Source organism: Parasaccharibacter sp. TMW2.1882, assembly GCF_023337635.1.
Classification (GTDB): domain Bacteria; phylum Pseudomonadota; class Alphaproteobacteria; order Acetobacterales; family Acetobacteraceae; genus Bombella; species Bombella apis.
The window spans coordinates 55360-71852 of the sequence record NZ_NWUT01000002.1; the positions used below are offsets into that span (position 1 = coordinate 55360).

The 16493-nt window shown below is 63.1% G+C and carries 15 protein-coding genes; 5 read left to right on the forward strand and 10 right to left on the reverse strand.

Annotated features, from left to right (window positions below; genetic code table 11):
• Position 1: 1 nt before the first annotated feature.
• Positions 2–709, reverse strand: a complete 708-nt coding sequence (gloB, locus tag CO583_RS05895) for a hydroxyacylglutathione hydrolase (protein WP_248630606.1) — start codon at positions 707–709, stop codon at positions 2–4.
• A 176-nt stretch (positions 710–885) separates the two neighbouring features.
• Here gloB and CO583_RS05900 point away from each other — a divergent pair, with 176 nt between their 5' ends.
• Together CO583_RS05900 and CO583_RS05905 are read left to right on the forward strand one after the other, a co-directional pair.
• Positions 886–1563 carry a phosphatidylserine decarboxylase gene (locus CO583_RS05900; protein WP_043558376.1) on the forward strand — a complete coding sequence of 226 codons (678 nt, stop codon included), beginning with the start codon at positions 886–888 and terminating at the stop codon, positions 1561–1563.
• A gap of 11 nt (positions 1564–1574) precedes the next feature.
• The gene (locus CO583_RS05905) at positions 1575–2441 is read left to right on the forward strand and encodes a phosphatidylcholine/phosphatidylserine synthase (protein WP_081562888.1); all 867 of its coding nucleotides are present in this window, start codon (positions 1575–1577) and stop codon (positions 2439–2441) included.
• Here CO583_RS05905 and CO583_RS05910 read toward each other — a convergent pair.
• Positions 2357–2875 (reverse strand): NADH-quinone oxidoreductase subunit B family protein, encoded by a 519-nt coding sequence (locus CO583_RS05910; RefSeq protein WP_043557909.1) that lies wholly within the window; start codon positions 2873–2875, stop codon positions 2357–2359. The two genes, CO583_RS05905 and CO583_RS05910, sit on opposite strands and share 85 nt — an antisense overlap.
• Before the next feature lie 108 nt (positions 2876–2983).
• Here CO583_RS05910 and CO583_RS05915 point away from each other — a divergent pair, with 108 nt between their 5' ends.
• Positions 2984–3973, forward strand: coding sequence for a diacylglycerol kinase family protein (locus tag CO583_RS05915; RefSeq protein WP_248630607.1), 990 nt, complete (start codon positions 2984–2986; stop codon positions 3971–3973).
• On the opposite strand, the gene CO583_RS05920 is transcribed toward CO583_RS05915, so the two are convergent.
• The 8 genes from CO583_RS05920 to CO583_RS05955 all read right to left on the reverse strand — a co-directional run bounded on the left by CO583_RS05920 (position 3897) and on the right by CO583_RS05955 (position 14379).
• Positions 3897–6770, reverse strand: coding sequence for a TonB-dependent receptor domain-containing protein (locus tag CO583_RS05920; protein WP_249103262.1), 2874 nt, complete (start codon positions 6768–6770; stop codon positions 3897–3899). The genes CO583_RS05915 and CO583_RS05920 overlap by 77 nt on opposite strands.
• A 95-nt stretch (positions 6771–6865) precedes the next feature.
• Entirely contained in the window at positions 6866–8305 is a 1440-nt protein-coding gene (locus tag CO583_RS05925; RefSeq protein WP_086431244.1) for a hypothetical protein, read from the reverse strand.
• A 2-nt stretch (positions 8306–8307) separates the two neighbouring features.
• A complete protein-coding gene (locus CO583_RS05930; RefSeq protein WP_249103265.1) occupies positions 8308–9513 on the reverse strand; it encodes a hypothetical protein in 1206 nt (401 codons plus the stop codon).
• Positions 9513–10049: a hypothetical protein gene (locus tag CO583_RS05935; protein WP_043557906.1), complete on the reverse strand. Its 537-nt coding sequence runs from the start codon at positions 10047–10049 to the stop codon at positions 9513–9515. Before CO583_RS05935 ends, CO583_RS05930 begins: the two co-directional genes overlap by 1 nt.
• Positions 10046–10909 (reverse strand): hypothetical protein, encoded by an 864-nt coding sequence (locus CO583_RS05940; RefSeq protein WP_248630610.1) that lies wholly within the window; start codon positions 10907–10909, stop codon positions 10046–10048. Before CO583_RS05940 ends, CO583_RS05935 begins: the two co-directional genes overlap by 4 nt.
• A gap of 5 nt (positions 10910–10914) precedes the next feature.
• Positions 10915–12243 carry a hypothetical protein gene (locus tag CO583_RS05945; protein WP_103791287.1) on the reverse strand — a complete coding sequence of 443 codons (1329 nt, stop codon included), beginning with the start codon at positions 12241–12243 and terminating at the stop codon, positions 10915–10917.
• Between the two features lie 8 nt (positions 12244–12251).
• Positions 12252–12749, reverse strand: coding sequence for a DNA polymerase III subunit chi (locus CO583_RS05950; protein ID WP_052348873.1), 498 nt, complete (start codon positions 12747–12749; stop codon positions 12252–12254).
• Positions 12750–12861: 112 nt separating this feature from the next.
• Entirely contained in the window at positions 12862–14379 is a 1518-nt protein-coding gene (locus CO583_RS05955; RefSeq protein WP_248630611.1) for a leucyl aminopeptidase, read from the reverse strand.
• 213 nt (positions 14380–14592) lie between these two features.
• Between CO583_RS05955 and CO583_RS05960 the strand changes: the two genes are divergently transcribed.
• On the forward strand, positions 14593–15384 hold the full coding sequence (locus tag CO583_RS05960) for a 3'(2'),5'-bisphosphate nucleotidase CysQ (protein ID WP_043557903.1): 792 nt from the start codon (positions 14593–14595) through the stop codon (positions 15382–15384).
• 56 nt (positions 15385–15440) lie between these two features.
• On the forward strand, positions 15441–16493 hold the full coding sequence (locus CO583_RS05965) for an L-threonylcarbamoyladenylate synthase (protein WP_249103268.1): 1053 nt from the start codon (positions 15441–15443) through the stop codon (positions 16491–16493).

Sequence of the window (16493 nt, forward strand, 5' to 3'; positions counted from 1 at the left end):
CTCAGAACTGGTCTTTCTGCTTCCGCAGGCGGGCCAGTTCTTCCGGCGTCCGGGCCATGAGGAACGGGTTGGTCTGCCGCTCCACGCCCAGCGGAACAGGCACCGAGGGCCGCCCTTCCGCCCGGAGCTGCGCCACCTCTGCCCTGCGGGCCTCCAGCGCAGGGGTGCTTCTGCCCAGTGAGGCAATGAATTTCAGGTTCCCCTGCGTGTATTCATGGCCGGGGCAGAGAAGTGTCCCGTCCGGCAGATCATCAAACTGGCGGAAGCTGGCAAAAAGCTGTTCCGCAGTCCCCTCGAACAGGCGGCCACTCCCACCACTGAACAGCGTATCCCCACTGAAGAGGGCCGGGGTTCCACCCTCCAGCGCATAGCAGAGGTGATCCAGCGTGTGACCCGGTGTGGCCATGACACGGAATGTCAGCCCGGCCACCTTCACCTCATCACCGTCCTTCAGCGGGTGATCGACACCTGCCACATCCGCTGGACCATAAACCGGCACGTCGTGGCGCCGTGCCAGTTCTGCCGCCCCACCGACATGATCGCCATGATGATGGGTCAGCAGGATGGCAGCCGGAGCCTCTTCCCCCAGCACCGCCTCTGCTGGCCCGGCTTCACCGGGATCGATCACCACCCAGGGGTGCCCCTCCTTACGGACGAACCAGATGTAATTATCCTGAAAGGCGGGAACCGGCCTTATCTCCACACTCATGAAACCTCTCTCCAGACAGGGTTATCCCGCAGGAAACAGCGGGATAACGGAAGCCATGCCTCCAAGATGGCCCCTGCCACCTTTCCCTGCAAGCACACACCCAGCCCTGACCACGCCCTCCCCATCCCCGTCACGAAATACTTGACCCATCCAGCAGGTGACGTATGAGTAATCTCATGTCACTGATCAAATCTCTCAAACTCGTCCTTGCTCCGCCGCACCGTGCGGCAACACCCTTTCTGGGCATCGGCCTTCTGGCTGGTGTGTTTGGGCGGGCCACGCCATGGCGGCTGACACGGGCCCTGGGGACAGCAGGCTTTGCGTTCACAGGCTTCTGCCTCTATTTCTTCCGCAACCCACGGCGGACGTCTCCACAGGGTGAAGGGCTCGTCCTCGCCAGTGCGGATGGACGTGTGACAGGTGTTTCCATGGTCCCGCCGCCGGCTGCCCTGGAGATGGGCAGTGAGCCGGTCTGGCGTGTTTCGACCTTCCTCTCCGTACTGGATGTGCATGTAAACCGTATGCCCGTCAGTGGGACAGTCACGAAAATTGCCTATCATGCAGGCAAATTCCTCAATGCCAGCCTGGACAAGGCCTCCGAACATAATGAACGCAACGAACTGCGCGTAACTCTCCGGGATGGCCGCCAGGTGGCCGTCGTGCAGATCGCCGGGCTGGTCGCCCGCCGTATTCTCTGTGATGTGAAAGAAGGCGAACAGGTGCAGGCCGGGGAGCTGTTTGGCCTCATCCGCTTTGGCTCCCGCACGGACATCTACCTGCCACCGGGTATCACTCCCGATGTCCTGGAGGGACAGACGATGATCGGAGGCGAGACGGTCATAGCGAAGCTCTGAGGGCCAGACATATGCAGAAGCCATCTTCCGACACGGCCATGGTGCATAGATACCGGCGCAAGCGGCGCCGGGTCCGTGGGCTTTCCTTCAACCGGCTTGTCCCCAACATCCTGACGATGCTGGGCCTCTGTGCGGGGCTGAGCGCCATCAAATTTTCCATGACAGGCCATTTTACCCATGCAGCCGGGGCCCTGCTCATCGCTGCCTGCATGGATGGGCTGGACGGACGCATCGCCCGCCTGCTGAAGGGGACATCCCGTTTCGGAGCTGAATTTGACAGCCTGTCGGACTTTGTCTGCTTCGGCGTCGTGCCGCCCTTCATCCTCATGCTCTGGGCTCTGCCTGCCACGCAGCGGCTGGCCTTCATCCCGTTCATTCTTTTCACGGTCTGCATGGCCCTGCGACTGGCCCGCTTCAACTCCGCACTGGACGACGATACGGCACCGGAATATGCCGCCAATTTCTTCTCCGGCGTGCCCGCACCGGCAGGGGCAGGGCTTGCACTGTTCCCGGTCTTTCTGGGGCTGGAAGCCAAGCGCAACAACCTGACAGGCATCGAGCATTTCGCCCACTCCCCATGGCTGGCCGCTGGCTGCCTGATCGTCACCGCCCTGCTGCTGGTCTCCACCCTGCCGATCTGGTCCTTCAAGAACTTCAAGGTGCCATCACGCTATATTCTGCCCATGCTGGTCGGTGTCGGTGCCTATGCCGCCATTCTGGTAACAGAACCATGGGGCGCTCTGGCCGCAGCTGGTGTCCTCTATCTCGTCATGATCCCGCTCTCCCGCCGGTCTTACTGGCGGCTGCGGCGTGAGGCAGAAGATGCGTGGGAGCCCGTGGGAGATGAACCACCCTCTGCCAGCTCCACCAACGCCTGAAGAATGGATGCGGGCGACGGCGGGCAGCCAGGAATGGACCCATAGACCCGGCTGAGCGCATGGAGGCCACCCAGCGTGGCGTATGTGTTCTTCCACAATCCACCATCATGGGCGCAGTCTCCCACAGCCACGAGGCTGCGTCCTGCGGGCATGGCCTCCCACGCACTGGCCAGATCGCCTGCGCAGGAGCGTGTTACAGAGCCGGTGACAAGGAGCCAGTCCGCATCCTCTGGATGCTGGACCCTCTGAAACCCGCTCCCTTCCAACGGGTAGGCGCTGCTTCCCAGAGACACCAGTTCCATCGCACAGCCTTCGCAGCTTCCCGCCTCAAGCGTGAACAGCCTGATGCGCCGCCCCTGCCGCCTCACGGGGCGGGGGCGCCATTTCTGTACATCCAGAAAAGCAAGCATCATGGTCAGGGGAGCTGACTGCATGGCAGATGTGATCCTCACAATGGGAACAAAACAGCAGAACCTGTAACAGAAGGTTCATGCCGGGCACTATATAGTGTCCCGGCCCAGAGTGAAGTACCCTCCCCCGCCATGCACCCACCATCCTCCTCACAGCACCCCCATCCCCGCAGAGCACTGCTCATCATCAACCCGACAGCGGGGCATCACTCTCCCCGGCGGCAGGCCGCCTTCGTGAAGCATCTGGAACAGGCCGGGCTGGACGTGCGTGTCATGGAAACCCGCTACCGAGGCCATGCTGCGGAGATCGTGAAAACCCACCTGCCAGAAACGGACCTCATCATTGCCGGTGGAGGGGATGGAACGATTGCCGAAATTGCCCACGCCATGCTGGGCCAGTCTTGCCCTCTGGCCCTCTGGCCCGTCGGATCAGCCAATGTGCTGGCACTGGAGCTGGGCGTCCCCTTCCATGACGCCGGCAACGCCACCCTGATCGCCAGCGGGCAGACCCGCACGCTCTGGCCGGGCTGGCTCACCACAGAAGGACAGGCCAGCCCAACCCTGTTCCTCCAGATGGTCGGGGTCGGCCCCGATGGCTGGGTGGTGCAGCAGCTCTCCACGGCCCTCAAGAAACGGATCGGCCGGGCCGCCTATGCCGTCACCGCCCTGCGCCTGCTGTCCACCTATCCCTTCCCCGCATTCGAGACAGACGTGGATGGCCGATGCTACCAGTCCCGCCTCACCATCATCTCCAAAGGGCGGCTTTATGGCGGTCCGTTCCGGCTGTTCCGCCACAACCACCATGAAGAGGCCGCCTTCTCCGTCTTCATGCTGCACCGGCTGCACCCGCTCTGCCTGCTGAAGCAGGCATGGGCTTTCCTCTGCCGGAACGACTGCACCACCCCGGCCTTTTCCTTCATCCGGGGACGGACCGTCACCTGCCCCGGCAGCCAGCCCGTTCCTGCCCAGAGTGATGGGGACTTCAGAGGAACAACGCCGCTCCACATCACCAGCGCACCAGCTCCCCTGACGGTCATCTGCCCGGCTAGAAATCAGCCCCCATCTGGAGAAAGAAACTTCTTCCGGCAATGTAGCCTGAATATTGGGAAAAGGCGGTATTGAAGGCCCCATCCGGCACGAAGGGCGGCCGACGGTTGAACAGGTTGCTGATGCCTCCCATCAGCTGGAACTGGTGCCACGTCCCTGACACCGTCACGTCATGCAGGATCGTTCCTCCCACGTGGGTTCGCCCGGATGTGGCCGGGTCAAGATCACGGTGCCCGTCATTCATCCTCATCCCGCTGATGAGGCGTGTCATCCAGATGAGGCTGACATGGTCATGCCGCCATGTCGTGCTGATGTAATGCTGCTCCCGTGGTCGGCCACTGCCATTCAGATAGAGCAGACGCCCCGTATAGTCCTGCCAGCTCCCGTTACGGGTCAGCTTCTGCCTGTAATTCAGAAGATACTGGGTGTTTTCATGAAGGCTCAGCTGGTCCCTGTCGCCCAGGGGCAGGCTGTAATGCAGGCTGAAATCCAGACCATCCGTCTTCAGGGCACCGACATTCTGCGGCAGGGCCTTGATGGCCGTGATCTGCCCGCTGCTGGAACGGGGCAGGATGGCACCACAGAAATCCGGCTCGCTGCCCGTGTAACATCCATCCAGAAGCGTCTGCGTGCTGAGGGTCGAGATCATGTCCCGCAGGCTGTAATGCCAGTAATCGACAGAGAGCCGCAACGCCCTGAGAGAGCGGGGCGTGATGTCCATGCCGACCGTTGCCGTACGTCCATATTCCGGCCCCAGCCGAGGATTGCCACCGGAGAGGGTCGGCAGCTGCCCGACCAGTGAAGAGGTGAAGCTGGCCGGGTTGATTCCTTCCTTCTGGCACCGTGCCTGCACCGCTCCCGCACGGCTGCCATAGCTTCCCACATGGGCGCAGGGATCGGATGCAGAAGCATAGCTCAATGTCTGGCCGCCATAGACATCATACAGCCCCGGCTGCCGGAACGAGGTGCCCAGCGTCCCCCGGAAGGCCACGTCCTGAACCGGTGCCCAGTGCAGGCCGGTCTTCCAGTTCAGCGGTGTTCCGTAATGGCTGTATGAAGAGACACGGCCCTGAAGGTCAACCGTCAGGTCCCGGGCCAGTGGCGCACGCCGCAGCAGGGGAAGCTGGATTTCTCCATAACCCTCCGAAACGGTGAACCCACCGCCCGTATAGGCCCCCGCCGCCCCTGTGGACGCCTCCTGCGCCACGAGGGCATCAGGGTGATAGCTCAGCTGCTCCCCCCTATGTTCCATGCCTGCCGCCACCCCGACCGGCCCGCCATACATCCACGGCAGGGCAAAGAGATGCGGGTTCCGCAGGCGCAGCATCGTGTCCCGCAGCTGATAGGTGGCCCGGTCCTTCTGGGTGAACCGGACATGATCCTTCGCCTGCTGGCTGTAGGGCGCAAAAGGATTCTGCAGCACGCAGCCCTGCGCCGCCTGGCATATGCCCGGGTCATAGACCACGGGACTGCGGGAATCCATCACATCCAGCTGTCTCGTCCCTGTCGTTTCCAGCAGGTTGCGGTAATTGATCATGTCCTGCGTGTGAGAGGACAGATGGCTGCGCCCGTAGGTATAGGAGAGGTCATAATCCCACCCGGCTCCCAGCTGTCCTTTCAGGCCGGGCAGGAAGGTCCATGTATCAGTGTTGATGTGATTGCGCCGTGGCCCGACATCTTCCATCCGCTTGATGATGGACGCATCCCGCTCCCACGGATTGTACGGACTGGCCGCCGGCAGCAGCCATGAAGACGGCAGTGTGGATGGCGGGACACTCCCCTGCACCGGCGCTGGCGACTGGGTCCGTTCCACGAGCGTATGGCTGTATCGCATGGTGCCATAGAGCGTCACGAACCGGGAAAACCGCTCATGGGCATCAAGAGAGGCCGTGCCGTCATCATGGCGGTTCATGATCGTGGAATAGCGGGCAAAATTGTACAGATCGTCCCTGGTGAAGCGGCGGAAGCCGCCCTGCCCGTCCGGCACCATCTTCTGCCCCGTCTGCGGATTGATGAGCACGCCGGAAGGAATGATGGACGACCCGTAACTGGGGCTGCCCGTGGCCGGATTGTCATTCTGTGGCAGGGCTGACCAGCTGCGGTCCCGGTTATAGATGGGGCCGGTCGTGCTGTAGCTGCCCGCCAGCGTGACGTTGCCCCGCCCCTCATCAAAATTCATGCCGTGATAGGCGGAGACCTCGCCACCCCGGGCATCCCCGGCCTGCGCAATGCTCCCCCGCATGGTGATGTTGCTGCCCGTGAGGTCGTGCCGCAGATGGATGTTGATGACCCCCGCCACGGCATCCGCCCCATACAGGCCGGACCCGCCATCCTTGAGAATTTCCACCTTCTCGATCTGCTGCAACGGGATGGTGTTGAGGTCTACACATTCGGACCCGGCATTGAGGGTCGCCCTGTGCCCGTCAATCAGCACAAGCACCCGCCCTTGCCCCAGATTCCGAAGGTCCGTGCAGGATGCCCCCTTGCCCCCGTTGGTCAGGCTGTTCGGCGAACCGGATGAGCCGATGGAAGGCATCCTTTGCAGATAGTCCCCCAGAGACGTCACGGCACTGCGCTGTATCTCCTTCCCCGTGATGGTCTGCACGGGATTGGGGGATGTCTTCCGCCCACCCTGAAGGTAAGACCCTGTGACCGTCAACTGCTCGATTGACTGGAAACGGGCCTGTGCTGCCTGATGTGCTGGTCCGTTGCCCCTGTTTCGAGAATGTTCTGGTGCTGAGGGAGTTTTCACCGTCCCGGCCGTCTCAGGCTCCGCCACTGGCGGTTGGGCCTGCGCGGGCAGCACCGTCAGGACCGGGCAGACCAGCCCTCCACCCAGCATGAGGGCAACGCCCTGTCTGATAAACCGCACAGCCCCTCACACAACGCATGATGAATCTTAAATCATATTTTATATGTTATAATATAACACCCTGACGGATACCAGAGCTTTTCAGGCAGGCCATCTCACAAGGCAACTCCGGCGGGCGACAGGCCCAGAGATACCAGCGCAAGCCCCAGCTGTTCCGGCTCATGCCCTTCCAGCACGGAACCCAGCACGGCCAGAAGAGGCACAAGCGGATCCCGTATCTGAACACTGGCCAACCGTCCCTCCTTCAGCACGACATGGTACCAGACATCTCCTCGGGCTCCCTCGGCCACGCCCAGCCCTTCATCAGTGCGGGGCATGGCCTGGCGCTCACTCTCCGCACCATAATCGGCGACAATACACTCCATGATTTTCAGGGCTTCCTGACTTTCTGCCAGACGCTGCCGACTGCGTGCCCAGGCATCCCCTTCATGACGCCCAGCCCCACCCATCGCCCGCGTGCGGACACCCTCATCCATGTAGCGCATGTCCAGATACCGCCCACTGGCCCGGCCAATCACCCCACCCAGCGCATAATCCCACGCCAGTTCTGTCGGCACGGTGGCTATGGTCTTCAACCGTCCATCCGACAAACGGGCCAGCTGTCTGATCTGCTCCAGCCGTGGGGCCACCCCCTGCACCACGGCCTGAACAAACGGAATCATCGCATCAACGCCACTGCTCCCCTCCAGCCTGATGCTGTCTGTCAGACGGCGGGACAGACCATGCGCCGTACAGAGGCCCGCAAGATGCTCCCGGGCATGGTCGCACAGGCTCGCCATCAGGCCAGCACCAGCCTGATGGGCCGTCTGCGCCAGATCAAACAGATGCAGCCCCAGCCGCTCCACCTCCAGCAAAATGAGCCGTCTGTCCCGCTCCCGTGGGTCTATCTGGCGATTTTCTGCCTGCTCCAGCGCCCGGACGAACGCCAGAGGATGGGCCACAAACCCACCTGCCGAAATCCGGGCCACCAGCGGCATGGCCTCCTGCGGTGTCAACCCGACCAGACGGGACAGGACACCACGATGGCCAGCCGCAATCTGCACCTCCACCTGCTGCATCACACCGTCGGCCAGCACATAATCCACACCCAGCAGGCCCGGTATGGCCGTACGGAAGGGCGCAATCCTGCACCGTGGCAAAGGCTGCCCCGTCCCCTCGCTGACAGGCAGGGGACGGGCAGACAATGGCGCCGCAAGGGACCAGCTGCCATCATCCAAAGCCGGACTGTCATCCAACGCAGACCAGGCCTCCACACCCCAGAGGTCCCTGGCCATACGCTCCCCCCACTGGGCCGCCGGGAAATACTGCGAGGCTGCCTGATAACGCCCCTGCACCACCGCTGTACTGAGCAGCAAAGGCTGCTCACCCTGTAACAGGAACAGGGCCGTGGCCCATTCCTCATCCGCCCAGAAACCCAGCAGGGACATCAGCCGGACATTCTGCTGCAACAGATGCAGCCAGCCCTCCGCCGTCACACGGTAATGAAACAGTCCGACACGCTCCCCTTCGGGCAAGACGACTGATCCTTCCGTCATGTTCAATGTCCTTTCAGGTCAGGCAAGGGAGGAACCAGCATGCCTCCCCAGACCAGCAGCGCAACGGCCAGCAGGACCAGAAGAACCAGCAGCAGAAGGAGCCCCCGCATCACCCAGCCACCACGCTGCCAAACGGCCAGAACACCCTGCGGCATGGTTTCCAGCTCCAGATGCCGGAATCCCAGCATCACACAGGCCAGCAGCCCAAGCAGGGCCGGCCAGCCCAGCAGCGGCGCCATGACAGCCAGTACGATCATGATGACGGGCAGGACCATCTGCACCGGCAGGGCAGCCACACCTCCCAGAAGCAGGCCATCACATCCCAGCCGCAGGGCCGTGGCGAGCAGGGCGCCCCCATAAAGCAGGAGAAGGCATGGCATCTGCCCTGTTCCCGCAGCCAGCACGCCCAAACCCGTCATCCATGAAAGAAGTGGAAAACTGCCCTGTCGCCCCAGAAACGTGCCTGCCAGAGCCAGCAGTCCAGCCACCACCATGAGGTGCCGCATGAAAGGGATCACGGCCAGCAACGCCATAAGAAACAGCGGAACAAAACGCAGCCCCGCATCCAGCAGGACCAGCTCTGCCCGGCTGGACACGGCACTCCCCAGCCCCGCCATCATGCACAACCCTGTCAGCGCCAGAACCTGCCCAACCTGGGCTGCACTCTCGCTGCTGGAAAACACACCCCCTCCCTGCATCACTGCAAAGCCAAGCCCCGCCAGTATCAGGCCACTCAGCCGCAGACGGGCCACCTCCCAGGCAGGCATGGCCCGCCGGGTTGCCCGGCCATCCCACCAAGCCAGCAGGACAGTCCCGGCACCATCAAAAAACAGGGCTGCCAGAGGGGGGCGCAGCAGAAGCCCCATAAACACGCAACCTGTTACCAGAAAGGGCAGATAGACGCTCATCCCTTCCCTGAAGGACGCCGTCCCCGTGATCGGTTCAGTTCTGCCCCGCAGAACAAAGAGCAGCGCCGGTACACAGGCCTCCATGGCCAGACAGACCTCCTGTCCCCACGTCATGCCGGACGAACAGCCCAACAGGGCCAGGCCACTGAGACCCAGCCCCAACCGTGCCATGAAGCTGGCCTGATCGGGCCGACGTGAAGCCCACAGGACCCAGACCACCAGAAACGGCCAGCACATCAGCCCGAACAGCACAGGAGACGCAAACAGTCCGGAAGAGAAAGACGCGGCAGCCAGCATCATCACCCTTCCTCCACCCGCAACCAGGCCAGCCGGGGCAGAAGCACAAGTGCCAGGAACACCATGACCGCCCAGAGTGCCACAGCCGTCACGAACAGCCCCCATGAAGGCAGGATGGCCGCCATCACCATGAGGCCATCCACAGCCATGATCAGCCCGCAGAACTGGGCCAGAGCCACACCACAGGCTGCTGCACACAAACCGGCCAGCACCAAACCGATGCCAAACGTCGGCACCAGTCCGAGACCTGCCCCAAAGAAAGCCAGAACAACCTGAAGGAGCAATGTCATCACGACAGGCAGCAAACCCCGCCCACTGGCAAGGAGACGCCCTTGCTGGCCAACAGCAAAATGCCGCACGAGCCCCCACAGAATCAGATTGAAAACCGGCAGCAGCAGGGCACAGAGACCTGCCAGCCCTCCCGTACCGGATGTCCCCGCAATGATGGCGCAGAACCCGCCATAAAGCGGCAGCCAGCGACCATCCCGCCCCAGCCTCAGCAGAACGAATACCAGTGCGCAGGCAAACCCGGCCATCATACGGCAAACCTCCCGGCAAGCGCCATCAACCCGGCCAGCCCCAGCAGAAGGGCCACAAACCGTCCATGCCGTCTCATGCCTGTCATCTGCCCCAGAGCTACCAGAACACTCCCCCCCACGAACCTGACAGACAGCCCGAGAACTCCCCCCGGCCCCTCCAGACCAAACAGGACAGGCAGCAGAAGATCCCCCAGAAGCAGCGACCAGCCAGCATGATACACGCCCACGATCACCTGTCGCTGATCCCGTGCCAACCGGCCAACCGGCTGGCCCCTCGCCACCATGTCATCAGCCAGTGTCTGGCGATCCGGCAGGGAGGTCGTCAGGGCCAGCGCCACGGCACAGCAGAGGGCTGTCCCAGCCAGACTGGACCCCGGTGCCGCCAGCAAAAGCTGCTGCACACCCCGCAGGCCGGTCACACCCGGAGCCGCCAGCACGATGAAGGATTCTGTCAGACAGAGGACCAGGCAGCAGCGTCCATGCATCCACCAGAGCGGCCCCGGGACAGCCCAGAAAGCGCCAGCCAGCAGAACACTCCCCATCAGCAACGGGTCCGCCAGCCATGCACCCATCACGGCACCGACATCCGGCATGACGATGGACAAACCGGCCAGACAGAGCAGCACCAGCAGCCCCAGAGCCAGCATCAGCCCATCCTCCAGCGGCAGGCCATGCCGCAGGGTCAGCCGCCAGAATGCAGCCATCCGGCCATATCTCTCCCGCAATGGTGCCACAGCCCTGCCAACCAGCAGGGCCGGAACATCCTCCCCCAGCCAGAACATTACCGGCAGGAGAAGCAGGATCACGGCCAGCTGAAGGCTCAGCTCCAGCAGAACACGAAGGCCAGAAAGCAGAACCATGCCCATCATTGCGCCAGCCCCATGACAACCAGCACACCCCCCAGAAAGACAAGCCAGAAAACTGCTTCCGGCTCCTGCACAGGGAGAAGGGACAGAATCTCCCTTGCGGAAAGACGAACACTGCGAACCTGCCGCTGCCCCCGCATCAACCACCGCCGCAGGCCCCGGGGACGGACAGGCTGTGCCTGCATGTAAGGCTGGAGACTACCCAGCATGGGGCTGCTCCCTCCATCCCGTTGCAGGCCAGCATCCGGCCCATCACGCCAGCGCCCACGGGACAGGCAGAACCAGAGAGGCAGCAGGCCCGCCCAGAACAGCGGCAGAGCCATCAGACTGCCATCACCACCGGACAGGCCATACAACCAGGCCGCCCAACCCGCACCATGGCCCGTCATCCAGCCTGCCACCATGCCACAGGCCGAAGGCAGCCCCATGGCCAGAAAGAGACCCCATATCCAGGACCGGCGGCGCTCCTCTGGCAGGACGGCCGCACCTTCACCCAGCAGCACCATGCCATCCCCACAGGCCAGCCCCATGATGGCCACCCCCAGCAAACAGCCCACCACGGTCCATCCTTCCGTACTGCTGCTCAACCCCAAAGCCGCATGAAGACCAACCCACCCTACGACAAATCCCGGCAACGGCGGAGCTGGCAACAGCAGCAGGGCCGCCCGGTGCCAGATCACAGCCAGAGACTGACAGACAAGGTCCAGCAGAAGCGCAAAAAGGGCACCCTCCACCCCAAGGTCCATGCCCTGTTGGCGTGAAATTTCCACAATGCCCAACAGAAGCACGGGCCGCACCAACCGACAGTGCCGATACAGGGAGAGCCGGTCCGGCCACGCCCCGGCCAGAAGACATACCCCCGCCAGACCGACAGCGGCCAGAACCCACCCCAGAGGATGCAGAGCAGCCAACCCATGTCCCAGCCCCAGCAGCAGGAACAGGGCGACCAGACGGGCCGCCCCATCGCTGCCGGCCCGGCCCGCAGCCCAGAGACAGACGGCCATCAACCCCACGCCCCCTGCCCCATCAGGCAGCAGACCATACCCAACCAGCGCCGGAATCCCCCAGACGGGCTGAAAAACGGTCCCTCCTCCCATGAGGGTGAGCGACACGGCCACCAGACAGGCCGCCGCCCCCACATGGTGCGAGACTGCCAGCGCCAGCATGGCCACGACCATGCCTGCCATGTGGCAGCCACCCCGCCGCCAGAGAGCCAGTGGCACGGAACGCCAGAGCCCGCTGACAAAAATGCGGACATGCCTCTCCCCACAGAGCAGCACGGCCATAAAAACCAGCAGACAGACCATGAAAGGGTCATGAAACGACATGTCCGGCTTTACCCTGCCCTTCTCCAACCTCTGGCGTCCTGCTGCCAGTATGTCAGGCGGTATCCGGCCTGTTTCATCTCTTTCCAGCGCAGACGGGCCTGCTGGACGGCGTCCCCGTCATGCCCGTTGAACAGGTCGAAAATCCTCCTGAACCCCGTCAGCGCCCCATCCCAGGCCCCATTCATGCGGAACAGGAAGGCGCCGCCATTGGGTAATTCATCACACGCTGTCAGCCAGACAGGCTGGCGGTCCGCATGACCCATCGCACGGCTGCCATGTGGCAGCCAGACACCGGCAGGCGTGGCCCACAGGGCCTCGTCCAGCATCTTGACCTGCCCGGCATCCTGACAGCGAATCACGGCACGCTCGCCAGCCTCAAGCGTCCGGTTCAGCAGGGCAGGCAGGGCGGCTTCAAAAGACGTCCGTGTCAGATGATAGAACCCCACCTGCACGTCCTGCGGCGGATACACCCTGCGCGTGACCAGCCCATCAGACGGCTCCTGCATGTCATGCCTCTTTCATGAAAAGCCCTTGCCGGTTTCCTTTCCCACAGGGGGGAAACCAGCAAGGGCCAGCCCGGACATGCCCCCCTGCGGGGACTGCCCGTCTCTCCATCCCTCAGTGCCGGGACGTTCTCTCCTGATGCAACCAGACAAACCGGTCCAGCAGCCGTACACCAAACCCACTGGCACCTTTAGGGGTAATGGCAGAAGCCTGCTCTGCCCACGCTGTGCCGGCGATATCCAGATGAGCCCAGGGTGTGTCCCCGACAAAACGCTTCAGGAATTCGGCTGCCAGAATGGAACTGCCCGGCCGTCCCCCGATATTCTTCATGTCGGCAATGTCGGAATCAATCCGGCGATTGTAAGAGGCCCCCATCGGCATGCGCCACAGGGTCTCACCGCTTTCCTCACCAGCCTGGGCCAACGCACTGGCAAGCTGGTCATCATTGCTGAACAGCCCAGCATGATCGCTGCCCAAAGCCACGACAATGGCCCCTGTCAGCGTGGCCAGATTGACCATCAGGGCCGGTTCAAAAGTCTGCCGTGTGTAGGACAGGAGATCCGCCAGAACGAGACGCCCTTCCGCATCAGTATTCAGCACCTCGATGGTCTGCCCGCTATGGCTTTTCACGATGTCACCCGGACGTTGGGCCGCCCCGGAAACCATGTTTTCCACAAGGCCGACAACACCCACGGCATTGACCGGTGCCTTCCGGCGAGCCAGAGCGCTCATCACGCCCACAACAGCGGCAGCACCGCCCATGTCCATCTTCATTTCATCCATGCCAGCAGCGGGCTTGATGGAAATGCCACCGGAATCAAAGGTCACACCCTTGCCGATGAAGGCCAGCGGCGCACTGTCAGTCCCGGCAGCCCCCCTATGCCGCATGATGACGGTGAAAGGCGGCTTCTCGCTGCCCTGCGCCACGCCCAGCAGGGCCCCAAAGCCAAGCTCTTCCATCCGGGCACGGTCCAGCACCTCGACCTCCAGCCCCAGAGATTCCAGCTCTTTGATGCGCTGTGCAAATTCCTCCGGGAAAAGGACATTGGCGGGCTCGTTGACGAGGTCTCGCGTCAGGAAAACACTTCTGCCAAGCCCTTCCAGCTCCTTCCAGCCTGCCCGGGCCTCTGCCAGCTGTCCAGCATCAGACAGGACCACATGCAGTGCCTGAAGGGCCGGTGTCCTGCTGCTTACCGTTCTGTAGCGGTCAAACCGATAGCTGCCCAGCTGGGCACCCAGGGCGATTTCCGCCGCCAGCGGCGCCTGCCCGGCTTCCAGCAGCAAGGCAGCGTCCTGCGCCTCGACACCGCTGGCCTTCAGCAGTTTCACAGCCTCACCCCCGGCACTCCGGGCCGCCGTCCCAGCACTCTGCGGCTCATCATCCGCCGGGGCGCAGCCCAGAAGGTGGAACTGCGCCACAGCCGCTGATGGAGCTGTCAGGCTGAGAGTCTGTCCGGCCTTGCCAGAGAAGTCCCGCAAGGAAACAGCACGGGACAGGGCACCGCCCAGGGCCTCATCATGCTGGCGGAACACGGCACCCTGTGCAAACTCCGCTCCATGACAGAGCAGAACAGCGGAAAGGCCATTACCATCTTCCGGGCGGGCTGCTGCTGTAAAAGAAATATCGATCATGATCATCCTGTTTCATTCTTCTGGCAGGCCCCACCTTCTGCAGGAACAGCATGGACCCTGCCCTCATCTGCAAAGAAAGCCACAGCCCCGGCCAGGACTGGCGGACCAGCCTCACATGAGCGTGACGGGATGGGACTTCCTCTTTTCAGTCCGCCCATCATAGCAGAGAAGAGGAGAAGTGACGAATGATCCATAATACGGTAACCTGTTGCCATGACTGTTTCCCCCGAGACCCTCCCACACGACCATGAGCTGCTGACGCTGGCTCTGGAAATTGCCACCGAAGCCGCCGGGATCGTAAGAGAGATCCGTGACCGTGGGTTCCAGACCGAGATCAAGGCCGATTCCTCGCCTGTCACGGAAGCAGACAAGGCATCGGAGCGCCACATCCTCGCCCGCCTGCGGGACGCCTGCCCGGCCATCCCCGCCATTGCGGAAGAGGAACATGCCGCAGGCATCCATGTCCCGGCGGGCAACAGCTACTGGCTGATTGATCCCCTTGATGGCACACGGGGGTTCGCCGCCGGAGGGGAAGATTTCACCATCAATATCGGGCTGATCCGCAACAACAGGCCCGTGCTGGGTGCCGTGGCCCTGCCCGCCAGACAGGGCGTGTATGGCGGGGGTATCGGGCAGGGAGCCTTCCAGCTGATCGGCACGCAGCGCCACCCCATCAGGACGACAGAGCCGGGACCGGATGGGCTGCGGGTTCTGACATCATCTCACCACACATCCGAGGCCCTGCTGAAAAAATGGCTGGCCGGGCGGCATGTCCAGTCCGTCACGCACATGGGGTCTGCCGCCAAGATCATCCTCATTGCCGAGGGCAAGGCTGATTTCTACCCCCGCTTCGGTCCGACCATGGAATGGGACACCGCTGCCCCGCAGGCCATCCTGGAAGCCGCAGGCGGGCACCTGCTGGACGATGCAGGCCAGACACTGCGCTACGGCAAAAAGGGCTGGCTCAACTCCCCCTTCTTCTGCACCGGCTATTCGCAGGACTGACCTTTCCCCCTCCCAACTCTCTCCCCCTCCCCGCTTCATCACCCGGTATCATCACCATGCCCCATACTGCCTCCTCCCATCACCGCACAGAACGGCTCGACCAGGACCATGATGGTATCCGGCGTGCAGCCCGGCTGCTCCGGCAGGGGGCTCTGGTCGCCTTCGGGACGGAAACGGTCTACGGGCTGGGAGGGCTGGCCACCTCACAGCGGACAGTGGAGCGTATCTTCAAGGCAAAGGGACGCCCATCCTTCAATCCCCTCATCAGTCATTTCGCTTCAGCTGATGCCGCCTTTGCCGAGGCCGACATGGCCATTCCCCTGCATGACATGGCCCGACGTCTGGCCCAGCGTTTCTGGCCCGGGCCGCTGACACTCATCCTGCCCCGCCATGCGAAGAGCCGTATTGCACAGGCGGTCACCGCAGGGTTGGAAACGCTGGCGGTCCGTGTTCCCAAAGGCCGTGCGGTGGAAGACCTGCTCCGCCTGGCCGGGACTCCCATTGCGGCTCCTTCCGCCAATCGTTCCGGCAGGGTCAGCCCTTCCACCGCACGTCACGTTCTGGACGAGCTGGAAGGCCGGATTGATGCCGTGCTGGACACGGGGCCCTGTGCCGTCGGGCTGGAAAGCACCGTGCTGGACCTCTCCGGGTCCCGCCCCATACTCCGCCGCCCCGGAGGCGTGACGCTGGAAGAGTTGCAGGAAATCTGCGGTCCCATCATTGTGGCCGACCATGCTAGCGCAGCTGATGGCACCAGCCACCCCAACGCCCCGGGGCAGCTCTCATCCCATTATGCACCGTCCCTGCCTGTCAGGCTGGATGCTACCCACGCCCAACCCGATGAGGCCTTCCTGACCTTTGGGGACACACAGGCTGAGACAGTTTCCTCCAGCCTCACCCTCAATCTCAGCCCCGATGGCAATGTGGAAGAAGCTGCCCGCCGCCTGTTTGCCAGCCTGCGCCAGCTGGACCAATCTGCCAGTCGGCAGGGACTGGCCGGCATAGCCGTGGCTCCCCTGCCGGATGCCGGGCTGGGCCGTGCCCTGAAAGACAGGCTGAAACGGGCGGCCGCTCCCCGCCCGACGGATTCTGCCGCTCCCCCAACCTGA